The organism is Streptomyces sp. NPDC056479 (assembly GCF_042795335.1).
In the GTDB taxonomy this organism is placed as follows: domain Bacteria; phylum Actinomycetota; class Actinomycetes; order Streptomycetales; family Streptomycetaceae; genus Streptomyces.
Genome location: NZ_JBHTRZ010000003.1, coordinates 120,873 through 145,893 on the forward strand (window position 1 = coordinate 120,873; position 25,021 = coordinate 145,893).

13 protein-coding genes, 1 tRNA gene and 1 pseudogene are annotated in these 25,021 nt (G+C 70.2%); 12 read left to right on the plus strand and 3 right to left on the minus strand.

Features of this window, described 5'->3' with window-relative positions; translation table 11 throughout:
• Window positions 1–273: 273 nt before the first annotated feature.
• The 9 genes from ACFQ6S_RS12060 to ACFQ6S_RS12100 all read left to right on the plus strand — a co-directional run bounded on the left by ACFQ6S_RS12060 (window position 274) and on the right by ACFQ6S_RS12100 (window position 15,248).
• Window positions 274–861: a small secreted protein gene (locus ACFQ6S_RS12060; protein ID WP_383406836.1), complete on the plus strand. Its 588-nt coding sequence runs from the start codon at window positions 274–276 to the stop codon at window positions 859–861.
• A 112-nt stretch (window positions 862–973) separates the two neighbouring features.
• Window positions 974–2,503 carry a methyltransferase gene (locus ACFQ6S_RS12065; protein ID WP_383406837.1) on the plus strand — a complete coding sequence of 510 codons (1,530 nt, stop codon included), beginning with the start codon at window positions 974–976 and terminating at the stop codon, window positions 2,501–2,503.
• A 190-nt stretch (window positions 2,504–2,693) separates the two neighbouring features.
• The gene (locus ACFQ6S_RS12070; protein WP_383406839.1) at window positions 2,694–5,015 is read left to right on the plus strand and encodes a serine/threonine-protein kinase; all 2,322 of its coding nucleotides are present in this window, start codon (window positions 2,694–2,696) and stop codon (window positions 5,013–5,015) included.
• A 186-nt stretch (window positions 5,016–5,201) separates the two neighbouring features.
• Window positions 5,202–5,399 carry a hypothetical protein gene (locus tag ACFQ6S_RS12075; protein ID WP_383406842.1) on the plus strand — a complete coding sequence of 66 codons (198 nt, stop codon included), beginning with the start codon at window positions 5,202–5,204 and terminating at the stop codon, window positions 5,397–5,399.
• Window positions 5,400–5,646: 247 nt separating this feature from the next.
• On the plus strand, window positions 5,647–8,484 hold the full coding sequence (gene topA / locus ACFQ6S_RS12080; protein ID WP_383406844.1) for a type I DNA topoisomerase: 2,838 nt from the start codon (window positions 5,647–5,649) through the stop codon (window positions 8,482–8,484).
• Window positions 8,485–8,667: 183 nt separating this feature from the next.
• Window positions 8,668–11,922, plus strand: a complete 3,255-nt coding sequence (tmk, locus tag ACFQ6S_RS12085) for a dTMP kinase (RefSeq protein ID WP_383406846.1) — start codon at window positions 8,668–8,670, stop codon at window positions 11,920–11,922.
• 138 nt (window positions 11,923–12,060) lie between these two features.
• Window positions 12,061–13,266, plus strand: coding sequence for a DNA polymerase III subunit delta' (locus ACFQ6S_RS12090; protein ID WP_383406849.1), 1,206 nt, complete (start codon window positions 12,061–12,063; stop codon window positions 13,264–13,266).
• Window positions 13,267–13,418: 152 nt separating this feature from the next.
• Window positions 13,419–15,047 carry an alpha/beta hydrolase gene (locus ACFQ6S_RS12095; RefSeq protein ID WP_383406851.1) on the plus strand — a complete coding sequence of 543 codons (1,629 nt, stop codon included), beginning with the start codon at window positions 13,419–13,421 and terminating at the stop codon, window positions 15,045–15,047.
• A gap of 127 nt (window positions 15,048–15,174) precedes the next feature.
• Window positions 15,175–15,248, plus strand: a tRNA-Thr gene (locus ACFQ6S_RS12100).
• 49 nt (window positions 15,249–15,297) lie between these two features.
• Here ACFQ6S_RS12100 and ACFQ6S_RS12105 read toward each other — a convergent pair.
• Together ACFQ6S_RS12105 and ACFQ6S_RS12110 are read right to left on the minus strand one after the other, a co-directional pair.
• A pseudogene (locus ACFQ6S_RS12105) lies at window positions 15,298–15,780 on the minus strand (tyrosine-type recombinase/integrase); the annotation flags it as partial.
• A gap of 415 nt (window positions 15,781–16,195) precedes the next feature.
• Window positions 16,196–18,802, minus strand: a complete 2,607-nt coding sequence (locus ACFQ6S_RS12110; protein ID WP_383406854.1) for a tetratricopeptide repeat protein — start codon at window positions 18,800–18,802, stop codon at window positions 16,196–16,198.
• A gap of 947 nt (window positions 18,803–19,749) precedes the next feature.
• Here ACFQ6S_RS12110 and ACFQ6S_RS12115 point away from each other — a divergent pair.
• The gene (locus ACFQ6S_RS12115) at window positions 19,750–20,295 is read left to right on the plus strand and encodes a hypothetical protein (protein ID WP_383406857.1); all 546 of its coding nucleotides are present in this window, start codon (window positions 19,750–19,752) and stop codon (window positions 20,293–20,295) included.
• A 46-nt stretch (window positions 20,296–20,341) separates the two neighbouring features.
• Entirely contained in the window at window positions 20,342–21,532 is a 1,191-nt protein-coding gene (locus tag ACFQ6S_RS12120; RefSeq protein WP_383406859.1) for a hypothetical protein, read from the plus strand.
• 41 nt (window positions 21,533–21,573) lie between these two features.
• Here ACFQ6S_RS12120 and ACFQ6S_RS12125 read toward each other — a convergent pair whose 3' ends face one another.
• Window positions 21,574–24,645, minus strand: coding sequence for a BTAD domain-containing putative transcriptional regulator (locus ACFQ6S_RS12125; protein ID WP_383406861.1), 3,072 nt, complete (start codon window positions 24,643–24,645; stop codon window positions 21,574–21,576).
• A 195-nt stretch (window positions 24,646–24,840) separates the two neighbouring features.
• On the opposite strand from ACFQ6S_RS12125, the gene ACFQ6S_RS12130 reads away from it, so the two are divergent.
• Window positions 24,841–24,993, plus strand: coding sequence for a hypothetical protein (locus ACFQ6S_RS12130; RefSeq protein ID WP_383406864.1), 153 nt, complete (start codon window positions 24,841–24,843; stop codon window positions 24,991–24,993).
• The last annotated feature ends 28 nt before the right edge of the window (window positions 24,994–25,021 follow it).

Consider the following 25,021-nt stretch of genomic DNA (forward strand, 5'->3'; position numbering starts at 1 on the left):
GGGGCGGGTGCTGGGCTGGTGTGGGTGTGTTCGGTGGGGGCGGGGACCGGGCGAAGGGGGGGGGGGGGGGGGGGCCGGGGGGGGGGGGGGGGGGGGGGGGGGGGGCCCCCCCCCCCCCCCCCCGCCTTGTGCCTGTTCACGCCCGAGCCGTGACCCTTCTCTCACATGGTGCAAAGAGTCGGACAATGCAATTAATGGTGCATTTGGCGCACAGCTGTTCGCCGTCCGACGTGTAAGGTCCGTTGGCCGAGAGCCACGGAAGGGACCGAACCGGTGAACAAGAAGCTCGCGGCCGCACTGTCCGGCGGTGCGGTACTGGTGCTGGCGCTGACGGGATGCACGAGCGACGAGGGCAACAAGGAGCTCGACGCCTGGGCCAAGAAGGTCTGCGACGCGGTGCCGTCGCAAAACGCGAAGATCTCGGCGGCCTACGTCGCGATCACCAAGGCCGCCAAGGACACGACCAGCACGCCCGAGGAGCTCCAGCAGGCCGACTCCAAGGCCTTCCAGGACCTCGCCGACGGCTACAAGGCCCGCGCGACGCTCATCAGTGGCGCCGGGGCGCCTCCGGGCGTCGAGGACGGCGCGACGGTCCAGAAGGACGTCGTCAAGAAGCTCACCGCCCTCTCCGCCGCCTACGCCGACCTGAAGAAGCGGGTCGACGGGCTGGACACGAAGAACCAGGGGAAGTTCGCGTCCGGTCTGAAGGAGGTGTCGGCCGAGATGAAGCAGGTCGAGACCCAGCGCAAGAGCGCGATCACGGCGCTGAAGAAGCTGGAGTCCGGCGACACCAAGAAGGCGCTGACCTCGCAGGAGGGCTGCAAGCAGGCCGCCGTGGCGTCCGGGTCCACCGACAGCTGAGCCGAACGCGGCCTCGGAAGGCCGAGCCGTTTCGGCGCCTCCCGCGGTCGAACCGTTCCGCTCGGCGACAGCCGTGCCGACTCCGGGGGCGGGCGCGGGACACAATGGGGTCGTGAGTGACTCCACGCTGCCTGCCCTGCCCGCCTCCGACCGCCCCGATGTGGCCACCCGGCTGCGGGAGGCCCTGCTCAGGGCCTCCTTCACCGCCGACGGGCTGCTCGAACTGCTCGGAGCGCCCGCATACGCGGCGCTCGCGCGCAGCGAGACCGTGCCCGCGCTCCGGGCGACCCGGGGAGACACGCCCCTCGAGGCGCTCGTACGGCTGTTCCTGTTGCAGCAGCCCGTGCCGCATGCGCGCGTGGCCGACGTGCTGCCCCTGGACGCGTGCCTGGAGAGCGGGTGGCTGGTCCGGGTCGGCGGCGCCCCCGGCGACGACGTCTCCGCGACCGTGGACGTACGGCCGTACGGCGGGCCCGACGGCGAGGACTGGTTCATCGTGTCCGACCTGGGGTGCGCGGTCGGCGGTGCGGGCGGCATCGGCAGCAAGGACGAGGGTGTCGTCCTCGGCGTCGGCGGCGCCTCCACGACCCTCGCCGGCATCACCGTCCGTACGCCCGTCCCCGCCGCCCTCGACCTCGGCACCGGGTCCGGCATCCAGGCCCTGCACGCCGCGCAGCACGCCACGCGCGTGACGGCGACCGACCTCAATCCGCGCGCCCTGCACATCACCGCGCTGACGCTCGCGCTGTCCGGCGCCCCGGTCTCGGACCTTCGGCAGGGCTCGCTGTACGAGCCGCTCAAGAACGGCGAGACGTACGACCTGATCGTGTCCAACCCGCCTTTCGTGATCTCGCCGGGCGCGCGGCTGACGTACCGCGACGGCGGGATGGGCGGGGACGATCTGTGCCGGTCGATCGTTCAGGGAGCGGGGGAGCGGCTGAACGAGGGCGGGTTCGCGCAGTTCCTCGCCAACTGGCAGCAGGTGGAGGGGGAGGACTGGCAGGACAGGCTCAGGTCCTGGGTGCCGCGCGGGTGCGATGCGTGGATCGTGCAGCGCGAGGTCCAGGACGTCACGCAGTACGCCGAGTTGTGGCTCAGGGACGCCGGTGACCACCGGGGTGACGCGGCCGAGTACCAGGCGCGGTACGACGCGTGGCTGGACGAGTTCGAGGCGCGCAAGGTGAAGGCCGTGGGGTTCGGGTGGATCACCCTGCGGAAGACTTCGGCCGCCGTGCCCGCGATCACCGTGGAGGAGTGGCCGCATCCGGTCGAGCAGCCGCTCGGCGACACGGTGCGGGAGCACTTCGACCGGATCGACTATCTGCGGGCCCGCGACGACGCGGCCCTGCTGGCGGACCACTTCCGGCTCGTCGCCGAGGTCGTGCAGGAGCAGGTCGGGATGCCCGGCGCGGAGGACCCGGAGCACGTGGTGCTGCGTCAGCACCGCGGGATGCGCCGGGCCACCCAGGTGGACACGGTCGGCGCGGGCTTCGCCGGTGTGTGCGACGGCACACTCAGCGCGGGCCGCATCCTGGACGCCATCGCCCAACTGATGGGCGAGGATCCGGTGTTGCTGCGCGACCGTACGCCCGCGCAGATCCGGCTGCTGGTGGAGCAGGGGTTCCTCGAACCGGCGCGGTGACCCGGCTCGGGGCCGGCGACCCTCGACACACCTGAGGTGTGTCGTCACCTCTGATGCCCTTGTGTCCGATCTGATGGGATTGATCCGGAAAAGGTCTCCTGTTAGTGGTGGGTGCGAGGCTACCTTCGGGAGACGGACCCGACGCGCCCTCGGGGGAGGCGCGCTGTCCCGGGTCTCGGGGGGAGGCGTGATGGCGGGGGAGACGCCGGATCACGGCGAAGGCAGGTTCATCAACGGGCGGTACCGGCTGCTGCGGACGCTCGGCGCGGGCGGCATGGGACGGGTGTGGCTCGCGCACGACGAGGAGTTGGCCTGCGAGGTCGCGCTGAAGGAGATCGCGCTCGCGGACGGGCCGATGGACGCGAGTGAGACCTCGCAGCGCATCGCGCGGGCCCGCAGCGAGGCCCGGCACGCGGCGCGGCTGCGCGGGCATCCGCATGTGGCCACGGTGCATGACGTGGTGGTGCACGAGGGGCTGCCGTGGATCGTCATGGAGTACGTGCCGGACGCGGTGGATCTCCAGGCCGTCGTACGGAGTTCGGGGCCGCTGACGCCCGTTCAGGCGGCCCGCGTCGGGCTCGCCGTGCTCGACGCGCTGACCGCCGGGCACCGGATCGGCATCCTCCACAGGGATGTGAAACCGGCTAACATCCTTCTGGCGTCCGACGCTTCGGGCGACCCCTACGCGCGCGTTCTGCTCACCGACTACGGCATCGCCCTCCAGCCCGAGTCCCGCGAGCCCCGGCTCACGGCCACCGCGGGCATCCTCGGCACCCCCGGCTACCTCGCCCCGGAACGCGCCCGCGGCGAACCGCCCACACCCGCCGCCGACCTGTTCTCCCTCGGCGCCACGCTGTACACCGCGGTGGAGGGCCGCGGCCCCTTCGACCGTCACGGCGACTACGCCACCCTGACCGCCCTGCTCGGCGAGGAAGCGACCCCGCCGGTCCGGGCGGGCGAACTGGCGCCGGTGCTCCAGGGGTTGCTGGTGAAGGACCCGGTGCGGCGGTCGGCGCCGGAGGTGGTGGGACGGGGGCTGGAGCGGGTGGCGCGGGGAGTGCCTGGGACGCCGGGGGCGGATCTCGGCGGGCCGTTGCGGGCGCCGGGGGGCTCGGGGCCCGCGTCCGGCATCCCCGGGACGCCGGACGGTTTCGGACCGGCGCCCGGCACTCCGCCGACGCCGGGCTCGGCCTCGACGCCGAACACCCCGCAGACACCCACGCCCCACACTCCGCCGGGTCCGTACGACGGCTGGCGCCAGCCCTCCTCGCAGCCGCCGTTCGACCCGGGGAACCCCTACGCGCAGCGCCCCTACGCACAGGGCCCGTACCCGCAAGCCCCCGGCGCGGACGGCGCCGACCGGTCGCCCTACGCCGGCAGCGGAGGGCAGCCCCCGCACGCGGGTGGGACGGCTCAGCCGCCGTACACCGGGAGCCCCAGCTCGCCGCCGCCGTACCCCGCGCGCCCCGCCCCGCCCTCGTACGCGGGAGCCGCGACCACGCCCTCGTACATGAGCGGTACGCCGGGTGGCCCGGGCGGTGCCTGGAGCACGGGTGGGCTCGGAGGTCCCCTGCCCGGCGGGGGAGGCGAGGGCCGGGACCCGAACGCCGCCGCCAGGAAGCGCGTCACGCTCATCGCGCTCGTTGTCGGCATCGTGCTCGTCGTCGCCGGTGGGACATGGGCCGCCGTGTCGCTGACCAGCGGTGACGGCCGGGACAAGAAGGACTCCGCGACGAAGAGCTCGCCCTCGGCGGGCGGGTCGCCGAGGGCGTCGGCGCCGGCCGGGCCCGTGTATCCGTACGGCGAGGTCGTGGGGCTCACGGAGCCGCTGGAAGCCGGGGACTGTGTGCAGGCGGTGTGGTCGGGGACGCCGTTCGAGTCGCCACCGAACCTGGGGGTGGTGGACTGCGCCGAGGACTGGCCCGACGGCCAGGTCGTGGCCGTCGCCACCGCCACCGACTTCGAAGACGCCCGCGCGGAGGGCGCCGGGCGCTGTGAGAAGCAGAGCAGGGCGCTCGCCACCGCGCTGCCGGACGCCGCCGCCTACGCCGTCGTACCGACGAAGGACGGGTTCGCCGCGACGGGCAGCGGTACGGCATGTCTCGTACTCGGCAGGCATGCGGCGATAGGCGGCGAAGTGGGCCGCTTCCGCGACGACGGCGAGAACCTGTGGGTCGGTCAGATGAGCGTCGGCGACTGCTGGGTCTACGAGGAACAGGAGGACGGTTACAACGCCCCGTTGATCAACTGCTCCGAACCGCACACCGACCAGGTCATAGGCACGGTTCAGGCGCCCGGCGAAATGAACCACAAGAAGGCCTCCGACAACGCCACCAAGCTGTGCGGGAACAAATTCGAGTCGGTCTGGGCACCGGGTTCGGAGCGGACCGTCTACGGCTGGATCGCGGACGAGGAGGACTGGGAACGGGGCTTCAACAAGGTCGTGTGCACGGTCGGCCGGGCCGACGGATCCGAGACGACCGGAAAAATATCCGCGCCCGGCGCGGTCTGAGGCGGACGAGGCCGACGAGGGTGGAGGATCCGGTGGGGCGGTCGTGGCAGCCGGGACCGCGGGGTCAGGAGAGTCCACAGCCGCGTCGGTTCCGCGTTCACCTGAGATTCGCCTGAGCGCCGTCCGCGCGTGTCAGCCTCCCCGGGCCGGGGCACTCGCGTACGGGAGAAAAGGGGCAAGCGGACCATGGAAAGAGGACCGGCGATCTTCGCCGGCATCGTGTTCGCCCTGTTCGGAGGCGGGCTGCTGGTGTGGACCGCGATCCGGGTACGACAGCGCCAGCCCGTCGCCCACGGTGTGAACCCTGTCGCATCGGCGACGCTCGCGGGCCTTGTCTCGGTGATCGCGCTGATCCTCGGAACCTGGTGCTTCGCCCGCCTCTGAGAACGCCCATGAGCTGGGCGACCGATAATTGGGGAGCCGCCCTCCGGAAAGGCTCGAATAGACCTGTGGCCACTCCGGGCGGCAGGAATGGCGGAAGTCGGGTTACCGTTCGAGTGGCCGTTGCGGGCTTTTCCCGTTTGACAACGGGGCGGGATGTACCGTCACACTCCGCAGCGTCACCACCACCCGACCCCGGGACCCATGCGACCTGGGGAGGCCCCAGCGTCGACCGGAGAGAAGAGCGAAGTTGTCCCCGACCAGCGAGACCGCACATGGCGGCCGCCGACTCGTCATCGTCGAGTCCCCTGCCAAGGCGAAGACGATCAAGGGCTACCTCGGCCCCGGATACGTAGTCGAGGCGAGCGTCGGGCACATCCGCGACCTCCCGAACGGCGCCGCGGAGGTGCCGGAGAAGTACACCGGTGAGGTCCGCCGCCTCGGTGTGGACGTCGAGCACGACTTCGAGCCGATCTATGTGGTCAACGCCGACAAGCGGGCCCAGGTCAAGAAGCTCAAGGACCTGCTGAAGGACTCCGACGAGCTCTTCCTCGCCACCGATGAGGACCGCGAGGGCGAGGCCATCGCGTGGCACCTCCAGGAAGTGCTCAAGCCCAAGGTCCCGGTCAAGCGGATGGTCTTCCACGAGATCACCAAGGCCGCGATCCAGGCCGCCGTCGCCAACCCGCGCGAGCTGAACCAGAAGCTGGTCGACGCCCAGGAGACCCGCCGCATCCTCGACCGTCTCTACGGCTACGAGGTCTCGCCGGTCCTGTGGAAGAAGGTCATGCCGCGGCTGTCCGCGGGCCGTGTCCAGTCGGTCGCCACCCGACTCGTCGTGGAGCGGGAACGCGACCGCATCGCGTTTCGTTCTGCCGAGTACTGGGACCTGACGGGCACCTTCGCGACCGGCCGCACCGGGGACTCGTCGGACCCGTCGTCGCTGGTCGCCCGCCTGCAGACCGTCGACGGCAGGCGGGTCGCGCAGGGCCGCGACTTCGACTCCCTGGGACAGCTGAAGAGCGCGAACATCCTCCACCTCGACGAGGCCAACGCCCGCGCCCTCGCCGCCGCCCTGGAGCAGACGCCGTTCGCCGTCCGGTCCGTCGAGTCCAAGCCGTACCGCCGCTCGCCGTACGCCCCGTTCCGTACGACGACGCTGCAGCAGGAGGCCAGCCGCAAGCTCGGCTTCGGCGCGAAGGCCACGATGCAGGTCGCGCAGAAGCTGTACGAAAACGGCTACATCACGTACATGCGTACGGACTCCACGACGCTGAGCGACACCGCCGTGGCGGCCGCCCGCGCCCAGGTCACTCAGCTGTACGGCGCCGACTACCTGCCGTCCGCCCCGCGGACGTACGCCGGGAAGGTCAAGAACGCGCAGGAGGCGCACGAGGCGATCCGCCCCTCCGGCGACCGCTTCCGCACGCCTGCCGAGACCGGGCTGACCGGCGACCAGTTCAAGCTTTACGAGCTGATCTGGAAGCGGACCGTCGCCTCCCAGATGAAGGACGCGACCGGTAACTCCGTCACCGTCAAGATCGGCGGCACCGCGGCCGACGGGCGGGACGTCGAGTTCAGCGCGTCCGGCAAGACGATCACCTTCCACGGCTTCCTCAAGGCGTACGTCGAAGGCGCCGACGACCCGAACGCCGAGCTCGACGACCGCGAGCGCCGGCTGCCGCAGGTCAACGAGGGCGACGCGCTCAGCGCCGAGGAGATCACGGTCGACGGGCACGCCACCAAGCCCCCGGCCCGCTACACCGAGGCCTCCCTGGTCAAGGAGCTGGAAGAGCGCGAGATCGGCCGCCCGTCGACGTACGCGTCGATCATCGGCACGATCCTGGACCGCGGGTATGTGTTCAAGAAGGGCACCGCGCTCGTCCCGTCCTTCCTGTCCTTCGCCGTGGTCAACCTCCTGGAGAAGCACTTCGGGCGGCTCGTCGACTACGACTTCACCGCCAAGATGGAGGACGACCTCGACCGCATCGCCCGCGGTGAGGCCCAGTCCGTGCCGTGGCTGAAGCGGTTCTACTTCGGCGAGGGCACGCACAACGGCAGCGCGGCCGACGCCGGCAACGGCGACGGGGACCACCTCGGCGGCCTCAAGGAACTGGTGACCGACCTGGGCGCGATCGACGCGCGCGAGGTGTCGTCGTTCCCCGTGGGCAACGACATCGTGCTGCGCGTGGGCCGCTACGGCCCCTACATCGAGCGCGGCGAGAAGGACACCGAGCAGCACCAGCGCGCCGACATCCCGGACGACCTGGCGCCGGACGAGCTGTCCGTCGAGCTGGCCGAGGAACTGCTGGCCAAGCCCAGCGGCGACTTCGAGCTCGGCACCGACCCGCAGACCGGCCACGAGATCGTCGCCAAGGACGGCCGGTACGGCCCGTACGTCACCGAGGTGCTCCCCGAGGGCACCCCGAAGACCGGCAAGAACGCCGTCAAGCCGCGTACGGCCTCGCTGTTCAAGTCGATGGCGCTCGACACGGTGACGCTGGAGGACGCGCTCAAGCTGATGTCCCTGCCGCGGGTCGTCGGCAAGGACGCGGAGGGCGTGGAGATCACCGCGCAGAACGGCCGCTACGGGCCGTATCTGAAGAAGGGCACGGACTCGCGCTCCCTGCAGGACGAGGAGCAGCTGTTCACGATCACGCTGGAGGAGGCGCAGGCGATCTACGCCCAGCCCAAGCAGCGTGGCCGCGCGGCCGCCAAGCCGCCGCTGAAGGAGCTGGGCGTGGACCCGGTCAGCGAGAAGCCGGTCGTGGTCAAGGACGGTCGCTTCGGGCCGTACGTCACCGACGGCGAGACCAACGCGACCCTGCGCTCCGGCGACAGCGTCGAGACGATCACGCCGGAGCGCGGCTTCGAGCTGCTCGCCGAGAAGCGCGCGAAGGGCCCTGCCAAGAAGACGGCGAAGAAGGCACCCGCGAAGAAGACGACCGCCAAGAAGGCCGCCCCGGCCAAGAAGACGGCCGCCAAGAAGACCGCGGCGAAGAAGACGACGACGGCTGCGAAGAAGACCACGGCGAAGAAGACGGTTGCCAAGAAGGCGACGGCTTCCAATTCGTCGACGGAGGACTGAGCCGACGGAGGGCTGAGCGGCTCTCATCTCGGGACCAACCGGGCTTCCACGGGGGCCGGTTGGCGGTCCGGTTCTTCACTTGCGGTTCGCAAAACGAACGCCTCGGCATCAGTTTGGTGTCGGGGCGTGCGTACGTTCGGGCGGGAGCGCCGGGCTGTCGGTGGGTCCCGATAGGCTGAAAGCATGACGCGAGCCGAGCAGCCAACGGCCCCCAACACGGCCCCCGACGACGCCCTGGCGGCGGACTCACGCGAGCGCGCCGTGCGCGCCCTGCTGCGCCGACCGCAGCTCAAGCGACTGTGGAGTGCGCAGTTGGTGGGCGGTGTCGGCGACATTCTCGCCCTTTTTGTACTGGTTCTGCTGGCCCTTCAGGCGGCGATCGCCGAAGGGTCGTTCGGCGGTGGCTACCGGGGCGTGGCGTTCGCAGTGGCGACCGTCTTCGGGGTACGCATCCTGGCCACCCTGCTCTTCGGCGCCGTACTCCTCGGCCCGCTGACGTCGCTGACCTCGCAGGAGGGCCCGCTCGACCGGCGCTGGACCATGGTCGGCGCGGACGGACTGCGGGCGGCCCTGCTGATCGTCGCGCCGCTGTGGATCGACTGGTCGCCGGACAACGCGCTGGCGGTCCTCCTGGTGACCGTCTTCGTGACCGGCGTGGCCGAGCGTTTCTGGACGGTGTGCCGGGAGAGCGCGGCGCCCGCGCTGCTGCCGCCCCCGCCGCCGGAGGGCGCGACGGTACGACCGCTGCCCGACCACATGGACGCCCTGCGCCGCCTGTCGCTGCGCACGAGCTTCGTGGCGGTCCCGATGGGCGCCGCCGCACTCGTCGTCGCCGCTCTGCTGAACAACCTGCTCGGTGCCGGGCTCGACTGGTTCGAGCAGCACCAGGCGGCCCTCGCGTCGTATGTCGCGGCCGGTCTGTTCGCCGCGTCCCTGTCCGTGCTGACGTTCCTGGAGCTGCCCGACACGCGCACTCCGCGCGCGCGGTCGCCGCTGGAGGGGCTGCGCCGCCCGAAGACCGGCTCGGGCGTGGACAAGGGCCGTACCGGCGCGATCGCGCTGCTGGTGACGGCGTGCGCGGCGGTGGCCGCAGCGGTGGCCGCGGCCGTCGCCGTGGCCGTGCTGCACGCCAAGGACCTGGGCGGCGGCCCGGTGCTGTACGGCCTGCTGGTGCTCGCGCTGACCGGCGGCGTGGTCGTCGGCATCCGTACGGCGCCCTCCGTGCTGCCCGCGCTGTCGCGGCGCCGGCTGCTGGCGATGGCCATCGCCGTCACCGGCATCGCGCTGCTGGCCGCGGGCCTCGTCCCGGACGTCACGACCGTCCTGCTGATCGTCGCGCTGGCCGGGGCCGGCGCGGGCGTGGCCGCCAACACCGGGCACACGCTGATCGACCAGGAGGCCGAGGAGTTCCGGCGGGCGCGGACCACGGAGCACCTGCACGCGGTCGTACGGGTCTGCGTGGCGCTCGGCGCGGTGATCGCGCCGCTGGTGGCCGCGCTCATCGGGCCGCACCGGCTGGAGAGCGGCAAGTTCGTCTTCGCGCACGGCGGTGCGGCGTTCACGCTGATGCTGGTCGGGGCGCTGCTGCTGCCGGTGGCCGTGCTGGTGCTGGCCAAGGTCGACGACCGCTCCGGCGTGCCGCTGCGGCAGGACCTGCGGGACGCGGTGCTCGGCGGTGACGACCCGGAGCTGGTGCCCGCGACGTCCGGATTCTTCATCGCCCTGGAGGGCGGCGACGGCGCCGGGAAGTCCACCCAGGCCGAGGCGCTCGCCGAGTGGATCCGTGGCAAGGGCCACGAGGTCGTCGTCACGCGCGAGCCCGGCGCGACAGCGGTCGGCAAGCGGCTGCGTTCGATCCTGCTGGACGTGTCGAGCGCCGGCCTGTCGCACCGCGCGGAGGCGCTGCTGTACGCGGCGGACCGCGCGGAGCACGTGGACACGGTGGTCAGGCCCGCCCTGGAGCGCGGCGCCGTGGTGATCTCGGACCGCTACATCGACTCCTCCGTCGCCTACCAGGGCGCGGGCCGCGACCTGTCCCCGACGGAGATCGCCCGCATCAACCGCTGGGCGACGAACGGACTGGCGCCCCACCTGACCGTGCTGCTGGACGTCTCGCCGGAGATCGCCCGCGAGCGGTTCACCGAGGCGCCGGACCGGCTGGAGTCGGAGCCGGCGGAGTTCCACGCGCGCGTGCGCTCCGGCTTCCTGACGCTGGCCGCGGCCGACCCCGGGCGCTACCTGGTGGTGGACGCCGGCCAGGAGCCCGAGTCGGTGACCACGGTCATCCGGCACCGGCTCGACCAGATGCTGCCGCTTTCCGAGGCCGAGATCCAGGCGCAGGAGGAGGCCCGCCGCAAGGCCGAGGAAGAGGCCCGCCGCAAGGCCGAGGAAGAGGCGGCCCGCAAGGCCGAGGAGGAGCGCCTGGAGCGCGAGCGCCAGGAGCAGCTCGCCCGGCTGCGTGCCGAGGAGGAGGAGCGCAAGCGGCGCGAGCTGGAGGAGGCGCAGCGGCGCGAGGCCGAACGGCAGGCGGAGGAGGCCCGGCAGCGGGCCGAGGAAGCGAGCCGGCGGGCCGAGGAGGAGCGCCTGCGGCTCCTCGCCGAGGAGAAGGTGCGCGCCGAGCAGGAAGCGCGCCGCAAGGCCGAGGAGGACCGGCGCCGCAAGCAGGCCGAGGAGGAGGCGCGCATCCACGCCGAGGCCGAGGCACGGCGCCTGGAGAAGCAGCGCAAGGCGGAGGAGGCCCTGCTGCGCGCGGAGGAGGCCCGGCGACTGGCCGAGCAGGCCGCCGCCGCGGCGGAGGCGGGTCCGAAGCGGTCGGAGCCCGAGGCCCGTGCCGCTTTCCGGGACGCGGCGACGGTTCCCACGCCACTGGTGGCGCCGGGGAACGTGCCGGGTGGGGCGTCGGACGAGACGACCGTGCTGCGGCCGGTGCGCGATGAGGAGCCCGGCGACGAGCGGCCTTCCGGCCAGCAGCCCTCGGGTGAGCGTGCTTCCGGGCCGTCCGAGTCCGAGGTGACGACGAAGCTGCCGCAGCCGCCGGCGCCTGCCGGGGCGGCGGACGAGACGGCCGTGCTTCCGCCGGTTCCCCCGGGTGCGGCGGACGAGACCGCGGTGCTGCCTCCGGTGGTGCCGGGTGCGGCCGACGAGACGGCCGTGCTTCCGCCGGTTCCTCCGGGTGCCGCGGACGAGACGGCCGTGCTGCCTCCCGTGTCGGGGGACGAGCCCGGGGACCGGGTTCCGCCGGGGTACTTCCGCGACGAGGACCGTACGCGTGAGATGCCCCAGGTCGACGAGGCGGGCGCGCCGCGGCGCAGGGCCCGGTCCGACTGGGCCGAGGAGACTCCGCTGGACGATCTGCCGTCGCTGGCGGACGAGCTCCTCGGCCCGCATGACGACGAGTACGGCGACGACGGGGGCCGCGGGCGGGGCCGACGGCGCTGAGGTCGGCGGGGGCTGCCCAGCCCCCGCTCACCCGCGTCCCACGATCACCCATGGCCGCCCGCCCCGGTCCGCGTTGTCAGTGCCGCCCCGCACAATGGATCCGGCGACGTGACGTGTGACGAAAGGCGGGCGTGACCCATGACCGTGTGGGACGACCTGGTCGGCCAGGAGCGGGTCAGTGAGCAGCTGGGCGCTGCCGCCCGGGACGCCGACGCCCTCGTCACGGCCGTTGCCACCGGCGCGCCGCCCCCCGAAGCGTCCAAGATGACGCACGCCTGGCTGTTCACGGGACCGCCCGGGGCCGGCCGGAATCAGGCGGCCCGGGCCTTCGCCGCCGCCTTGCAGTGCGTCAGCCCGGACCGCGCGCTCGGCGGCGCCCCCGGCTGCGGTTTCTGCGACGGATGCCATACGGCGCTGCTGGGCACGCACGCCGACGTCACCACCGTCGCCGCCGTCGGCACGCAGATCCTCGCCGACGACATGCGGGACACCGTCCGCAAGTCGTTCACCTCGCCCGCGAACGGCCGCTGGCAGATCATCCTCGTCGAGGACGCCGAGCGGCTGAACGAGAAGTCCGCGAACGCCGTCCTCAAGGCAGTGGAGGAGCCCGCCCCCCGCACGGTCTGGCTGCTCTGCGCCCCCTCCCTCGAGGACGTCCTGCCCACCATCCGCTCCCGCTGCCGCCATCTGAATCTGAGCACGCCGTCGGTCGACGCCATCGCCGACATGCTCGTACGCCGTGAGGGCGTCGAGCCCGACGTGGCCGCCGCGGCGGCCCGCGCCACCCAGGGCCATGTCGACCGGGCCCGCCGCCTGGCCACCGACCCGGCGGCCCGCGAGCGCCGGGCGTCCGTGCTCAAGCTGCCGCTGCGCCTCGGCGAGGTCGGCGCCTGTCTCAAGGCCGCCCAGGAGCTGGTGGACGCCGCCGCCGAGGACGCCAAACAGCTCGCCGAGGAGATCGACGCCAAGGAGACCGAGGAACTGAAGGCCGCCCTGGGCGCGTCCCAGGGCGGCAGGATGCCGCGCGGCACCGCGGGTGTGATGAAGGACCTGGAGGACAAGCAGAAGCGGCGCCGTACGAGGACGCAGCGCGACAGCCTCGACCTCGCCCTGACCGACCTCACCGCCTTCTACCGCGACGTCCTCGCCCTCCAGCTCGGCTCCCGCATCGCCCTCGCCAACACCGACGCCCAGGACGCCCTGGACCGCCTGGCCCGTGACAGCTCCCCGGAGTCCACGCTTCGCCGCATCGAGGCCATCGCCGCCTGCCGCGACGCACTTGAGGGCAATGTGGCGCCGCTGCTGGCGGTGGAGGCGATGACCATGGCACTCAGAGCGGGCTGAGGGCGGGCTGACAGCCGGCCGGCCCGGACTCCGGCGCGGCCCGTGGGTGCTCTCATCGGCAGGCGATCAACGGGAGGTTGACCGTGTAACACGTACGAGCCGCGGTGTGCACGCAGGGCATCCAATCCACTGCACAGAGTTACGCTCGCCAAATGCACACCAGGCACAGCTCCCCAGGCAGCCCGGCCCCGAGCCCGAGCGGACCGGGTCCACGCAACCACCGTCGGCACCGTCGGCGGGCGGGCACGCTCGGCACCCTCCTAGCCGTCGCCGCGCTGCTCGCCTCCGCCTGCACCGCCGGCGGCTCGACGCACTCGGGGAGCCCGGTGGCCGAGGCCGCGCTGGCCGCGTTGCCGCAGTCGACACCGGCCGCGCTCGCGCCGTACTACGGGCAGAAGCTGACCTGGCGCGACTGCGGAGTACCCGGCTTCCAGTGCGCCACCCTGCGGGCGCCGCTCGACTACGCGAAGCCGGAGGCCGGGGACACCCGGCTCGCCGTGACCCGCAAGAAGGCGACCGGACCCGGCAAGCGGCTCGGATCGCTGCTCGTGAACCCGGGCGGGCCGGGCGGTGCGGCGATCGGCTACCTCCAGCAATACGCGGGGATCGGCTACCCGGCCGAGGTGCGCGCCCGCTACGACATGGTCGCCGTCGACCCGCGCGGAGTCGCCGGCAGCGATCCGGTCGAATGCCTCGACGGCAAGGAGATGGACGCCTACACACAGACGGACTTCACGCCGGACGACGAGAAGGAGACCGGCGAGCTCGTCGACGCGTACAAGAGGTTCGCGGAAGGGTGCGGAGCGGACGCGGCCGGTCTCCTGCGTCATGTCTCCACCGCCGAGGCGGCCCGCGACATGGACGTCCTGCGTGCGGCGGTCGGGGACGACAAGCTCACGTATGTGGGCGCGTCGTACGGCACCTTCCTCGGGGCGACGTACGCCGGGCTCTTCCCGGACCGGGTGGGCCGGCTGGTCCTGGACGGCGCGATGGACCCCTCCCTGCCCGCCCGCCGGATGAACCTCGACCAGACGGCGGGGTTCGAGACGGCGTTCCAGGCGTTCGCGAAGGACTGCGTAGGGCAGCGGGACTGCCCGCTGGGCACCAAGGCGAGCGAGGTCGGCGGCAACCTCAAGGCCTTCTTCGAGAAGCTCGACGCGAAGCCCGTCCCGACCGGCGACGCGGACGGCCGTGAGCTGGGCGAATCCCTTGCCACCACGGGCGTGATCGCGGCGATGTACGACGAGGGCGCCTGGGCGCAACTGCGCGACGGGCTGTCCTCGGCGATGCGGGAGAACGACGGGGCGGGTCTCCTCGTCCTGTCCGACAGCTACTACGAACGCGACGCCGACGGCCGCTACACGAACCTGATGTTCGCCAACGCCGCCGTGAACTGCGTGGACCTCCCAGCGGCCTTCTCCACGCCCGACGAGGTCCGCAGATCCCTCCCCGCCTTCGAGAAGGCGTCCCCCGTCTTCGGCGAGGGCCTTGCCTGGGCCACCCTGAACTGCGCGTACTGGCCGGTGGCCGCCACCGGTGAGCCGCGCCGCATCGAGGCGAAGGGCGCGGCCCCGATCGTCGTGGTCGGCACCACCCGCGACCCGGCGACCCCCTACCGCTGGGCCCAGGCCCTCTCCCGCCAGCTCACCTCGTCCCGCCTCCTCACCTACGACGGCGACGGTCACACGGCATACGGCCGGGGCAGCACCTGCATCGACGCCACGATCAACGCGTACCTCGTCCGAGGGACCCCACCGACCCGCGACAAGCGCTGCGCCTAGCCCTACCGACTGCCCCGGAATACGGCCCTCCGGGGCGGTCGGAGGCCGGGCGGCCCTTGGTACGGAGCACTTCAGAAACTGTGTAGACTTACCGACGTTGCTGATCGCACCATAGTGCGGACAGCGCGCCGCCTTAGCTCAGATGGCCAGAGCAACGCACTCGTAATGCGTAGGTCTCGGGTTCGAATCCCGAAGGCGGCTCTGCCGAAGCCTCAGGACTCACTCGCCGTGACCTGGGGCTTTTGCTTTGCCGGATGCGGCGGCGACGTTGAGCGCGTGCCGCGCGGCTGTCGAGGGTCTCAGTTTTGGTCTCAGTGGGGCCCGGATCGGGCGCCGGGGGAGCGGGCACAAAGAACTCGCCCATGCGCCGCATCGCGTCCTTCGACAGGTGGGATCGGCCCTTCACATAGCGGCGGGTCTGGCTGATCTGGGTGTGCCGCAGGATCTCCATGATGGTGGGCATGTCGACGCCCAGCTCGTTCAGGATCGTGCCGGCCGTATGCCGGCTCCCGTCGTACAGATGGCGGTCATCGATCCCGGCCTCGACGAGCAGATCCTTGAACTCCTCGTAGTCCTGCCGCGGGTCTAGCGGGCGCCCGTCGGGACGCGAGAACACCACGTGGTGTTCCTCCCACAGCTCCTCGGCGGCGGCTCGCATCTCCTCTTGCTGCGCCTTGTGGGCGCGCAGGAACGGCATGAAGACGGGCGGGATAGGGACGGCGTTCCGGCTCCTTTCCAAGTAGGCCCGCGCGTTCTGAAGATACGACTCTTGCAGTTTCTGCTGATACGTCAGCTCGAGTTCTTTTACCTTCTTTTTCGCTGCATAGATGCTTCCCAAGACAGTTACCACTACGCCGAAAAGAGTGCCGAGAGCGGCAATCAGGGCGACAGCCCAGGCCGCTGATGACTCGCCGGCGGACACTACAATTAAACTATCCGCCACCTTGCCTCCTTCACCCTCTCTCTGTCGTTTGAAAGTCAGTTGAAGCGAGTGCCGAAGCCAGTTTCGCGTGTGGTCACCCCAGTGGGTTCTGAGTGAACGGGCCGCACGAGGCCCCACCTTTCTGCGGCAATCACACGACCCTCTGGCCGCACAGTGCCGCCGACGTCTAGGTCGACAGCGCCGTCATCCAGACAAGCTGAAGGCGTCAGGGCAACTGCCACCAGTCCTCGTTAGGATAGAACTCGCGGGCGAGTTGCCTGGTGGCTAGCGTGTGCGGGTGATGCGCACCAAGGACAGCGCAACCGTCATCCAAGAGTTCTCGCCACATCGATCGCGCCGCTGCTGCTCCCTCTAGGTTGGTCACCGCTTTTGCGATGGCCTGTCGGGTGGCGAGGATGTCTGGATTATTTGGCCGCAGCGTGCGCTTCTGTGTTTCGAGCAAGTCCTCAAGCAGTGGCCGTGCCGCCGCAGCGCCGTCCAACTCTAAGGTGATGAAGGCTATTCGGTACCGGGCGAACAACGTTCCGGGGTGGTCGTGACCGTGGATTCTCGTGCGAGCCTCCAATACGGCTTCAACCAGGGGGCGTGCCGCCCCGGGTTCCTCCAGATCCAGCAGGACGCTGGCGAGGTTACTCCGGGTGCTCAGGGTGTCGGGGTGGTCGTGACCGAGGATTCTCGTGCGAGCTTCCAGGACGGCTTCGTAGAGAGGGCGTGCCGCGGCGGGCCCTTCCACTTCCTGTATTACGCCCGCGAGATTGTTCCGGGCGTTCAGGGTGTCGGGGTGGTCCTGACGGAGGATTCTCATGCGAGCTTCCAGGACGGCTTCGTGGAGGGGACGTGCCGCGGCGGGCCCTTCCAGAACATCCATCACGACGGCGAGACCGTTCCGGGTGCTCAGGGTGTCGGGGTGGTCTTGACCGAGGATTCTCGTGCGAGCTTCCAGGACGGCTTCGTAGAGAGGGCGTGCCGCGGCGGGCCCTTCCAGATCCTGTATTACGCCCGCGATGTTGTTCCGGGTGGTCAGGGTGTTGGGGTGGTCTTGGCCCAGGATGCGTGTCTGTGTTTCCAGGACGGCTTCGTAGAGAGGGCGTGCCGCGGCGGGCCCTTCCAGAACATCCATCACGACGGCGAGACCGTTCCGGGTGGTCAGGATGGCGGGGTGGTCTTGACCGAGGATTCTCGTGCGAGCTTCCAGGACGGCTTCGAGGAGAGGGCGTGCCGCAGCGTGCCCTTCCACTTCCTGCACCACGCCGGCGAGAAGGTACCGGGTGCTCAGGGTGTCGGGGTGGTCTTGGCCCAGGATGCGTGTCTGTGTTTCCAGGACGGCTTCGTAGAGGGGGCGTGCTGCGGCGGGCCCTTCCAGACCATGCATCACGACGGCGAGAAGGTTCCGGGTCGTCAGGGCGTCGGGGTGGTCTTGGCCCAGGATGCGCGACTGTGTTTCCAAGACGGCTTCGTACCGTGGTCGCGCTGCGGCAGGCCCCTCCAACTCGTGGACGGCGACGGCGAGGCTGTTCCAGGTGTTCAGGGTGTCGGGGTGGTCTTGGCCCAGGATGCGCGACTGCGTTTCCAAGACGGCTTCGTACCGTGGTCGCGCTGCGGCAGGCCCCTCCAACTCGTGGACGGCGACGGCGAGGTTGGCAGCGATCACGAGAGAGGTTTGATGCGCAGCCCCAAGTACATGAGTGCCGTGGACCACTAGCTCCTGCCATAGGGCCAGGGCCGCCCTTGGGTCATACTCGGAAAGAACGACGGCACGTACGTTAGCGACGACCAGAGTGTCAGGATGGGTGTCGCCAAGGGTCCTGCGGCAGTCACGGTGAGCCGCTTCCGCCAGTTCAAGGGAATCACGACTATTCAATTCTCGGGTTAGCCCCGCGTGATACCCGCGGATGCGTAGCGTCAATGGATGGTCGATGCCTAAATTATCCGTCGCAGATTCGATGAGCGGGTTGGCGAGCCGCAGCGCACGTATTACATGTCCGGCATCATGGAGTGCCATGACCTGAGTCATCTGCGCTGAATACGTTAAGACGTGATGGGTGCCATACGCGAGTTTGAGGGCCGGCAGGAGCTGTGCGATCCGGTCGGCTGCCTCCTCTGCATCTACGTGGCTCAGTGCAACGGCTCCTCCCCAACGCGCCAGTAGCGTAATTTGATTATTCTCGCTGCTGGCTTCGACGAGGGCACGGAAGGTCCTGCGGGCAGCGGCGATCTCGGAACATGCGAGCATCCACGCGGCGCTGCGCAGGTGGGCAAGCCGCGTTAGTGGGTGATCGGCACCGAGCGAGGAACGGCAATCCTCGGCCAGGGCCATGGTTAGCGTACGGGCAAGGCGTCTATCCCCAGCCTCGCCGGTCCAGTAGGCATGGATATGCCGCGCGGCTAACACGCCAGTGGCGCGAGAAGGTAGAGCTTCCTCAGCCTCGTAGAGAAGGCGCTTAGCCACCTGTAGGGCTTCCAGAGGTAGACCGCTTTCGCCTAGACCGTCGATCAGAACTGCAAGGCTTTTGAGGTGCTTGTGGTCCAGCCAGGGGGTTTCAAGGGCGGAGCCGAGGGCTTCTGCCATCCCGTCCCAGCCCGCCAGGCCTGGAATCCTCACACCAGTAGTTGAGCTCTGCGTCTGGGTTGGACGATGCAAATCGGCGTCGTTGAGGCTCTCCCAGCGATGCTGCCAAGCATCCGCTTCTCGCCAAGGCTGTCCGGCCGGGTCGCTGGTGTCCACTCTCTGTAGACAGATGTTGATCAGGATTTGAAGCCTATCTGTGGCCTCCCCCTCCTTGCCCACCCTGCCTCCGGTGCCGCTCAGCATGGAACTGATCGTCGAACGAGGAAGCGTCTTGCCCCCCTTCGCGGCTTTGGCTTCTATCTCCCTATAGGTCAGTCCTGACGCCTTCTTCAGCGCTCGCAGGTCTGCGCGAAACGCAGTCCACGTGTCCCTGCTGCTCTCCCACGGCAATGGCATTGCGCCTCTCCGGATCGCTCCCAGTTGTTCTGGACACGCTCGGACCCTGTCCAGGACAACCCACCTCCCCATCCTGGCCGACCTGGACACTCTTCCGCAGTTCTGGACAGAAAAACGTGTCCTGGACTTCGGGGATGGCCATCGAGGCGTGGCTCACTGATGGGGCGACAAACCAGAGCACCTCAAGGGGGAGCACTCGATGACTGGCCCGATCCGAAAGCGGCGCAGCCCCACCGAGCAGAGGACACATGAACGAATCATTGACCTCGTCGGCTTGGCGATCTTGCTGGCAGCCGCGACCGTTGTCTACTGCTGGGCAGGGCCGACCGCCGTTGGCGCCGTTACAGCAGCCGCGACAACTCTTTATGCTCTCTGGCAGGGCCACCGGCCACGCAATCGCCCTTGAGGCGACTCGGGCGGCTGTGGTCTCGGTTCCGGTCTCAATGGCCACTTGTTCCGCAATCATCTACCGCCGTCCGATGAGGTCTGGAAACCCTTCTGAACAGGCACCGAGCACTATTCGCGGATGTTCACGGACCGCCCAGGACCAAGATCGGACAACTCGTAATGCGTAGGTCTCGGGTTCGAATCCCGAAGGCGGCTCCACCCCCGGCCGGGCAATCGGTTTGGACGAAGACCCTCGTTGATCTCAGCGGGGGTCTTTTTCGTGCTGTCAGGTTCGTGCTGTCAGGGACGACCTGCCCTGAGCCGCCGCACTACGTCGTGATCGATCTTGCCGTGTAGGGTCTCGCCGGCGTGATCGCACGTCTGAGCGAGTGGAGGGGTGGGGAGCCGTGAGCGAGTCGGTTTCGGTCGGGGGGGACTTCAAGGGGCTGGGGCCCGAGCGTGGTGGTGAGCTGGCTGCCCGCTGGTGGCAGTGGGCGCTGTCGGCGCCCGACGACCGTAGCCCGGTCAGGGATCAGACGGGGGAGTTCGCGGGCTGGCGTCAGCCCGAGGATGTCTGGTTCCTGGCCGGTACCTACGGCGGTTGCGTGGTGCGGCGTTGTTCGATGCCCTCGGGACGGCCGGTCTTCTTCCCGGTGTTCAACACGCAGCGGCCGCAGACGCTGACCTCTCGCGAGCCGATGGTGATGGAGGTCGCCGAGGCCAAGGCGTTCCTGAATGGACTTCCTCTGCCGATGAAGGAGTTCACTTCGAAGCCCTTCCGCGCGGCGCTGCAGCGGCGCATCGCCTGGGGGCTCTGGTGTGCGTTCGATCCGTTGTCCGCCGGCCACTACGTGCTCGAGATCAAGGCGCGCACCACCGGTGGTTTCTGGGTGGACACGACGTACCACCTCACTGTTGTCGACAGCGGGACCGGACCGGGAAGTCATCGGTAAGGCGAGGCGGCATTGTCCTGGACTCCAGGGTAGGGAGGAGAGGGCAGTGGGGGAGAACGGACAGCGGGTGCTGCTGGTCGAGCCGGCGGCCCACGTGATCGACGCGGCGGCGACGGCGGGTCTTGAGACCTGGTCGGTACAGAGCGCCGCCGCTTCGGTGGCGTATGAGGTCGGGGTCGGGCATTCCACGGTGCGGCAGTTGGTCGTGGACACGGAGGCCGGGGACGCACTTCACTCCCTGCTGGTGAACTGCGGGCTCACGCACGGGATCGAGCACATCCTGTACTTCGGCGGATCCGAGGCGCTTCATCAGGCGGTTGAGCGCGCGCTCGTGGACATCTCACCGCGCCTCGCGGAAGCTCTGCGCAGGCTCGGCGACCCCGTGACCATGCGACGCATCCTCAACGAGAGCGGCGTCTCGGTCGTCAGGGCCACGTCCGCGCAGTCCGTGGCGGCGGTGTGCGCGCTGGCCGGTCAGGTCCCGCTGCCGCTCGTCGTCAAGGCCGGGGGCGACCCGAGGGTCACGGTCGTCCGGGACCGGGCCGACCTCGACGAGTGGAGTGCCGGTGCGCAAGAGGGGCCGTATCTCGTCGAGGAGTTCCTGGCCGGGCCGGAGGTCAGCGTGCAGACGCTGACCTGTGAGGGCATGCATGAGGTGATCGGCATGACGGCCGTGCGGAGCGCCGCGCCCGCGGGAGCCGAACTGCTGTACCCGGCACCGCTGAGCGACGCGGACAGGGCCGGTGTCCGGGCGACCGTACGCTCCTTGCTCGACCTGGTCGGATACGAGTCCGGGCTCGCGCACACCCATGTGGTGCTCACCGAGAGCGGTCCTAGGATCGCGTCGTCCCGGCCGCGCCCCAGCAGCCATCCGATCACGCTTTTGATGAGGGTGGCCACAGGGCGCGATCCGGGGCACGACATCCTGGCGGCACTGGCCGGGCGGTCACCGCGGGAGCCGGACGCGGTACGGTTCGCGGCCCTCGCCAGGCTGGCACTTCCCGACGGGGCCCCGGAGCCGACGGCCGGGCTGCTGGACGGCATCCGTGCCTCGGCGCATGTCCACGAGGTCGACATCGTGGGCGGTGCCACGGGTTCGGGTGGCCGTGCCGTCCAGGTCGTGGTCGATGGGTCCTCGCCGGATGAAGTGGCCGAGCGTCTCACCGCCGTACGGCGACGGTGGGAAGCCGCGAACACCGGGACGGGGGCGGAACCCCTGCGGGAAGGCACTGGCTGAGAGCGCAAGCCTGGCCCGTGTAAGGCCGGCGCCCGGCGGTCTCAGCCGAAGCCGTGCGGTGTTGAACCCATGAAGTCGAAGAGCGTGATCGCGGCCGCCTTGTGCTCGGCGGCCGAGGCCGTGTCGCCGAGTGCTTCCGCCGCGCAGCCCATGCCGTACAGGGCCCGCGCGTCCTCGGCGCGGTAGCGGATCGCGGACGCCAGTTCGTGTGCGTGGGCATGGAGGGCCATGGCACGGTCGTACTCGTGCCGTCGGCGGTGGAACCGGCCGATGAGATTCTCGACCTTCGCCTGGCGGGTGGGGCTGCCGCTCGTCCGCGCGAGTTCCAGGGCGTGTTCGGTGAGGCCGGACACCTCCGACCCACCCTCCAGGCACTGGGCGACCTCGGCGGACAGTGCCAGCACCAGGGCGAAGTCTCCGGGCGGGCTCGACTCGTCGCACAGGCCGCGGGCCCGTTCCAGGCAGGCACGGGCGTCTTCGTACTCGCCCAGGCCCACGTGGGCGAAGGCGAGATCGGTCAGCGCCATGACCTGGTTGTTGCGGTAGTCCACCTCGCCGTGGATCTCCAGGGCACGCCGTGCCGCGGAGGCCGCCTCCTCGTACCTGCCCCACTGCTCGTACAGCGTGCTGAGGATCGTGAGCGTCTCCGCCTGTGCCCGCGGGATGTCCAGCTCCCGCTCCAGGGTCATCGCGCGTTCAAGGTGGGGCAGTGCGTCCGCGTGCTGGCCCAGTACCGTCAGCAGCAGTCCGATGGTGGACTCGCTGTGCGCCTCGGTGTGCTTGTCGCCCAGGCGTACGGCGATGTCGCGCCCTTCGCCGGCCACCTCGATTCCCTCGTCGAAGTGGCCGAGCTTCCAGCACGCTATGCCCAGGCTGGACAGGCTGGCGCCCAGCAGGGCCAGGTCCTGGACCCGGCGCGCGGCCGAGACCGCGACCTGGCTGAGGTACCTGAAGTCCTCGAAGCGGCCGAGGGCGTTGAGCTGGAAGACGATGTTGCGGGTCAGGCACACCGTGTGGCGGTCGAGGCCGTGCCCGTCGGCCAGGACGACGGCCGCCAGCAGGCTGCTGTGCTCGCGATCGAACCACTGTGCGGCCTGTGCCGGGTGCTGGAGGGGCGGCAGTTCGCCCGCGTGGACCGCGATGCCCGTCGAACTGCGCTTGCGCCCCGGGAAGAGCACTTGGCATGCCTCTTCGGTGGCTGTCAGGTAGTAGCCCAGCAGACGTTCCACGGCTGCCGAGTCGTCCTGCTCGGTGGCGGGCCCGCGTTGGCTCCGCGCGAAGTTGCGTACCAGGTCGTGGAATCGGTACAGACCCATGTCGGGCTGCTGGAGCAGATGGACGTCCAGGAGGCGTTCGAGGACGTCCTCGGCGTCGTGGGTGTCCATCTCCAGGAGGGCGGCCGTCGAGTGGACGTCGATGTCGGTGCCCGGGTGCAGACCCAGAACGCGGAACGAGGTGCGGTACTCCTCGGCCATCGCCTGGTACGACAGCCGCAGTGTCGCCGCGACACTGCGTTCGCCCGCGCTGAGCTCCTCCAGCCGCCGGGTCTCGTCGCGCAGCCGGTCGGCCAGATACTGCACGGTCCAGCGTGGCCGGTTGCGCAGACGGGCGGCCACGATGCGCAGTGCGAGGGGGAGACGACCGCACAGGGCGACGAGTTCCGCCGCCGCCTTCGGCTCGGCGGCCACGCGTGCCTCACCGAGCATCTCCTTGAGCAGCAGCGCGCTGTCCTCGTGCGACATGGGTCCGATGGAGATCCATTCGGCGCCGTCGAGGTCGAGGAGTCTGGCCCGGCTGGTGACCAGGACGAGGGAGCCGGGTGCAGGGGGGAGCAGGGGGAGGACCTGGGCGGCGTCGACCGCGTTGTCGAGCAGGAGCAGTACGCGGCGGTCCGCCAGTGTGGACCGCCACAGTGCGGCGCGGCCCTCGACGTCGTCGGGTATGCGGTCGCCGGGTATGCCTAGTGCCCGCAGCAGGCTGTCGAGTGCGGAGGCGGGCGTCACGGACCGTTCGCCCGGTGTGAAGCCGCGCAGGTCCATGTGGAGTTGTCCGTCGGGGAAGAGATCCGACATCTGGCGGGCGGCTCGCACCGCGAGCGAGGTCTTGCCGCTGCCGCCCATGCCGTCGATCGCGACGATCGGGGTGTGCCGCTCCGCCGAATCGTTTTTGTCCTTGATGCAGTCGAGAAGTGCGCTGAGCTCCTTCTGCCGGCCCGTGAAGTCGGACAGGTCGTAGGGCAGCGTGCAGGGGGCCGTGGTCCAGCTGCCGGACGCGGATGCGGCAGGGAGGGCGGCGGACTGCGGGGCAGCGGGCGCGCGAGGGGCGGGCATGGGGGGCTCGGGGGCGGCCAGTTCCGGGGCCTCGCGCAGAATTCCCTCGTGGAGCCTGGTCAGTTGTGGTCCGGGGTCTATCCCGAGTTCGTCGGCCAGCAGGGCGCGGACCCGCTGGTACTCCTCCAGTGCCTCGGCCTGGCGGCCGCTGCGGTACAGGGCCAGCATCAGATGGCCGCGCAGGGTCTCGCGCAGCGGGTGCTGCACGATCAAGTCGCGCAGATCGACGACCAGTTCGGCGGCCTCGCCGAGTCCCAGCCGCAGTTCCAGGAGCTGCTCGGCGGCAGTCAGGCGGCGTTCCTCGAGGGCGGTCGCCGCGGCCTCGATCACGGAACCGCCGATGCCCGACAGGACGGGGCCGCGCCAGAGGGCGACCGCCCGGCGCAGGGCCGTGACGGCGTCGGTGGTGCGTCCTTCGGAGACGGCTCGGCCCGCGGTGCCCAGATGGGTGCCGAACTCGATGAGATCCAGCTGGGTGTCGTCCACCGAAGCGCGGTAACCGGGGCCGTCGGTGATGATCACGTCATTGCCGTCCGGGACGCGCCGGCGCAGATGGGCGACAGCCTTGCGGACCTGGTGCGCGGCCGTCGGCGGCGGCGTGTCGTCCCACACCGATTCCACCAGCCGGGACACCGGCACCATCCTGCCCGGTTCGAGCAGCAGCGTGGCCAGTACACGTTCCTGGACCGCTCCGCCGAGACGCAGCCGCGAGGATCCGGACCACCCCTCGAGCGAACCCAGGACGTTGAAGCGCAACTCTCCTTGCTCGCTTGCCTCCATCATGCCCCCTGATGTCCCCCTGACTCAGGCAAAGCACCTGGCAGGACCCCTGCCGCGCGATCATAGGGGGTTCGCCCGCCCGATGGCACGGGAACGGAGCGGTCGCGGGCGGTAACGGGAGGGGAACGGTGCGGTAAGGGCTGCGCCCAGCATCGGTGACGTCGATCGAGAACATCACCGATCCAAGGGGAGAAAGACATGCGCAACAAGCCGGCGCGGCTCATCGGATTCCTCGCAGCAGTGGCTCTGGTCCTCGGCCTGGGCGGGACCGCCGGGTCGATCGCGGCCGACGGGCATGCGGGCACTCAAGTGGTCGCGGACGACAAGGGGCCTGCGGCCCCCACCCCGTGACAGGCGCGAAGCGCTCCGCGGGGAGGGC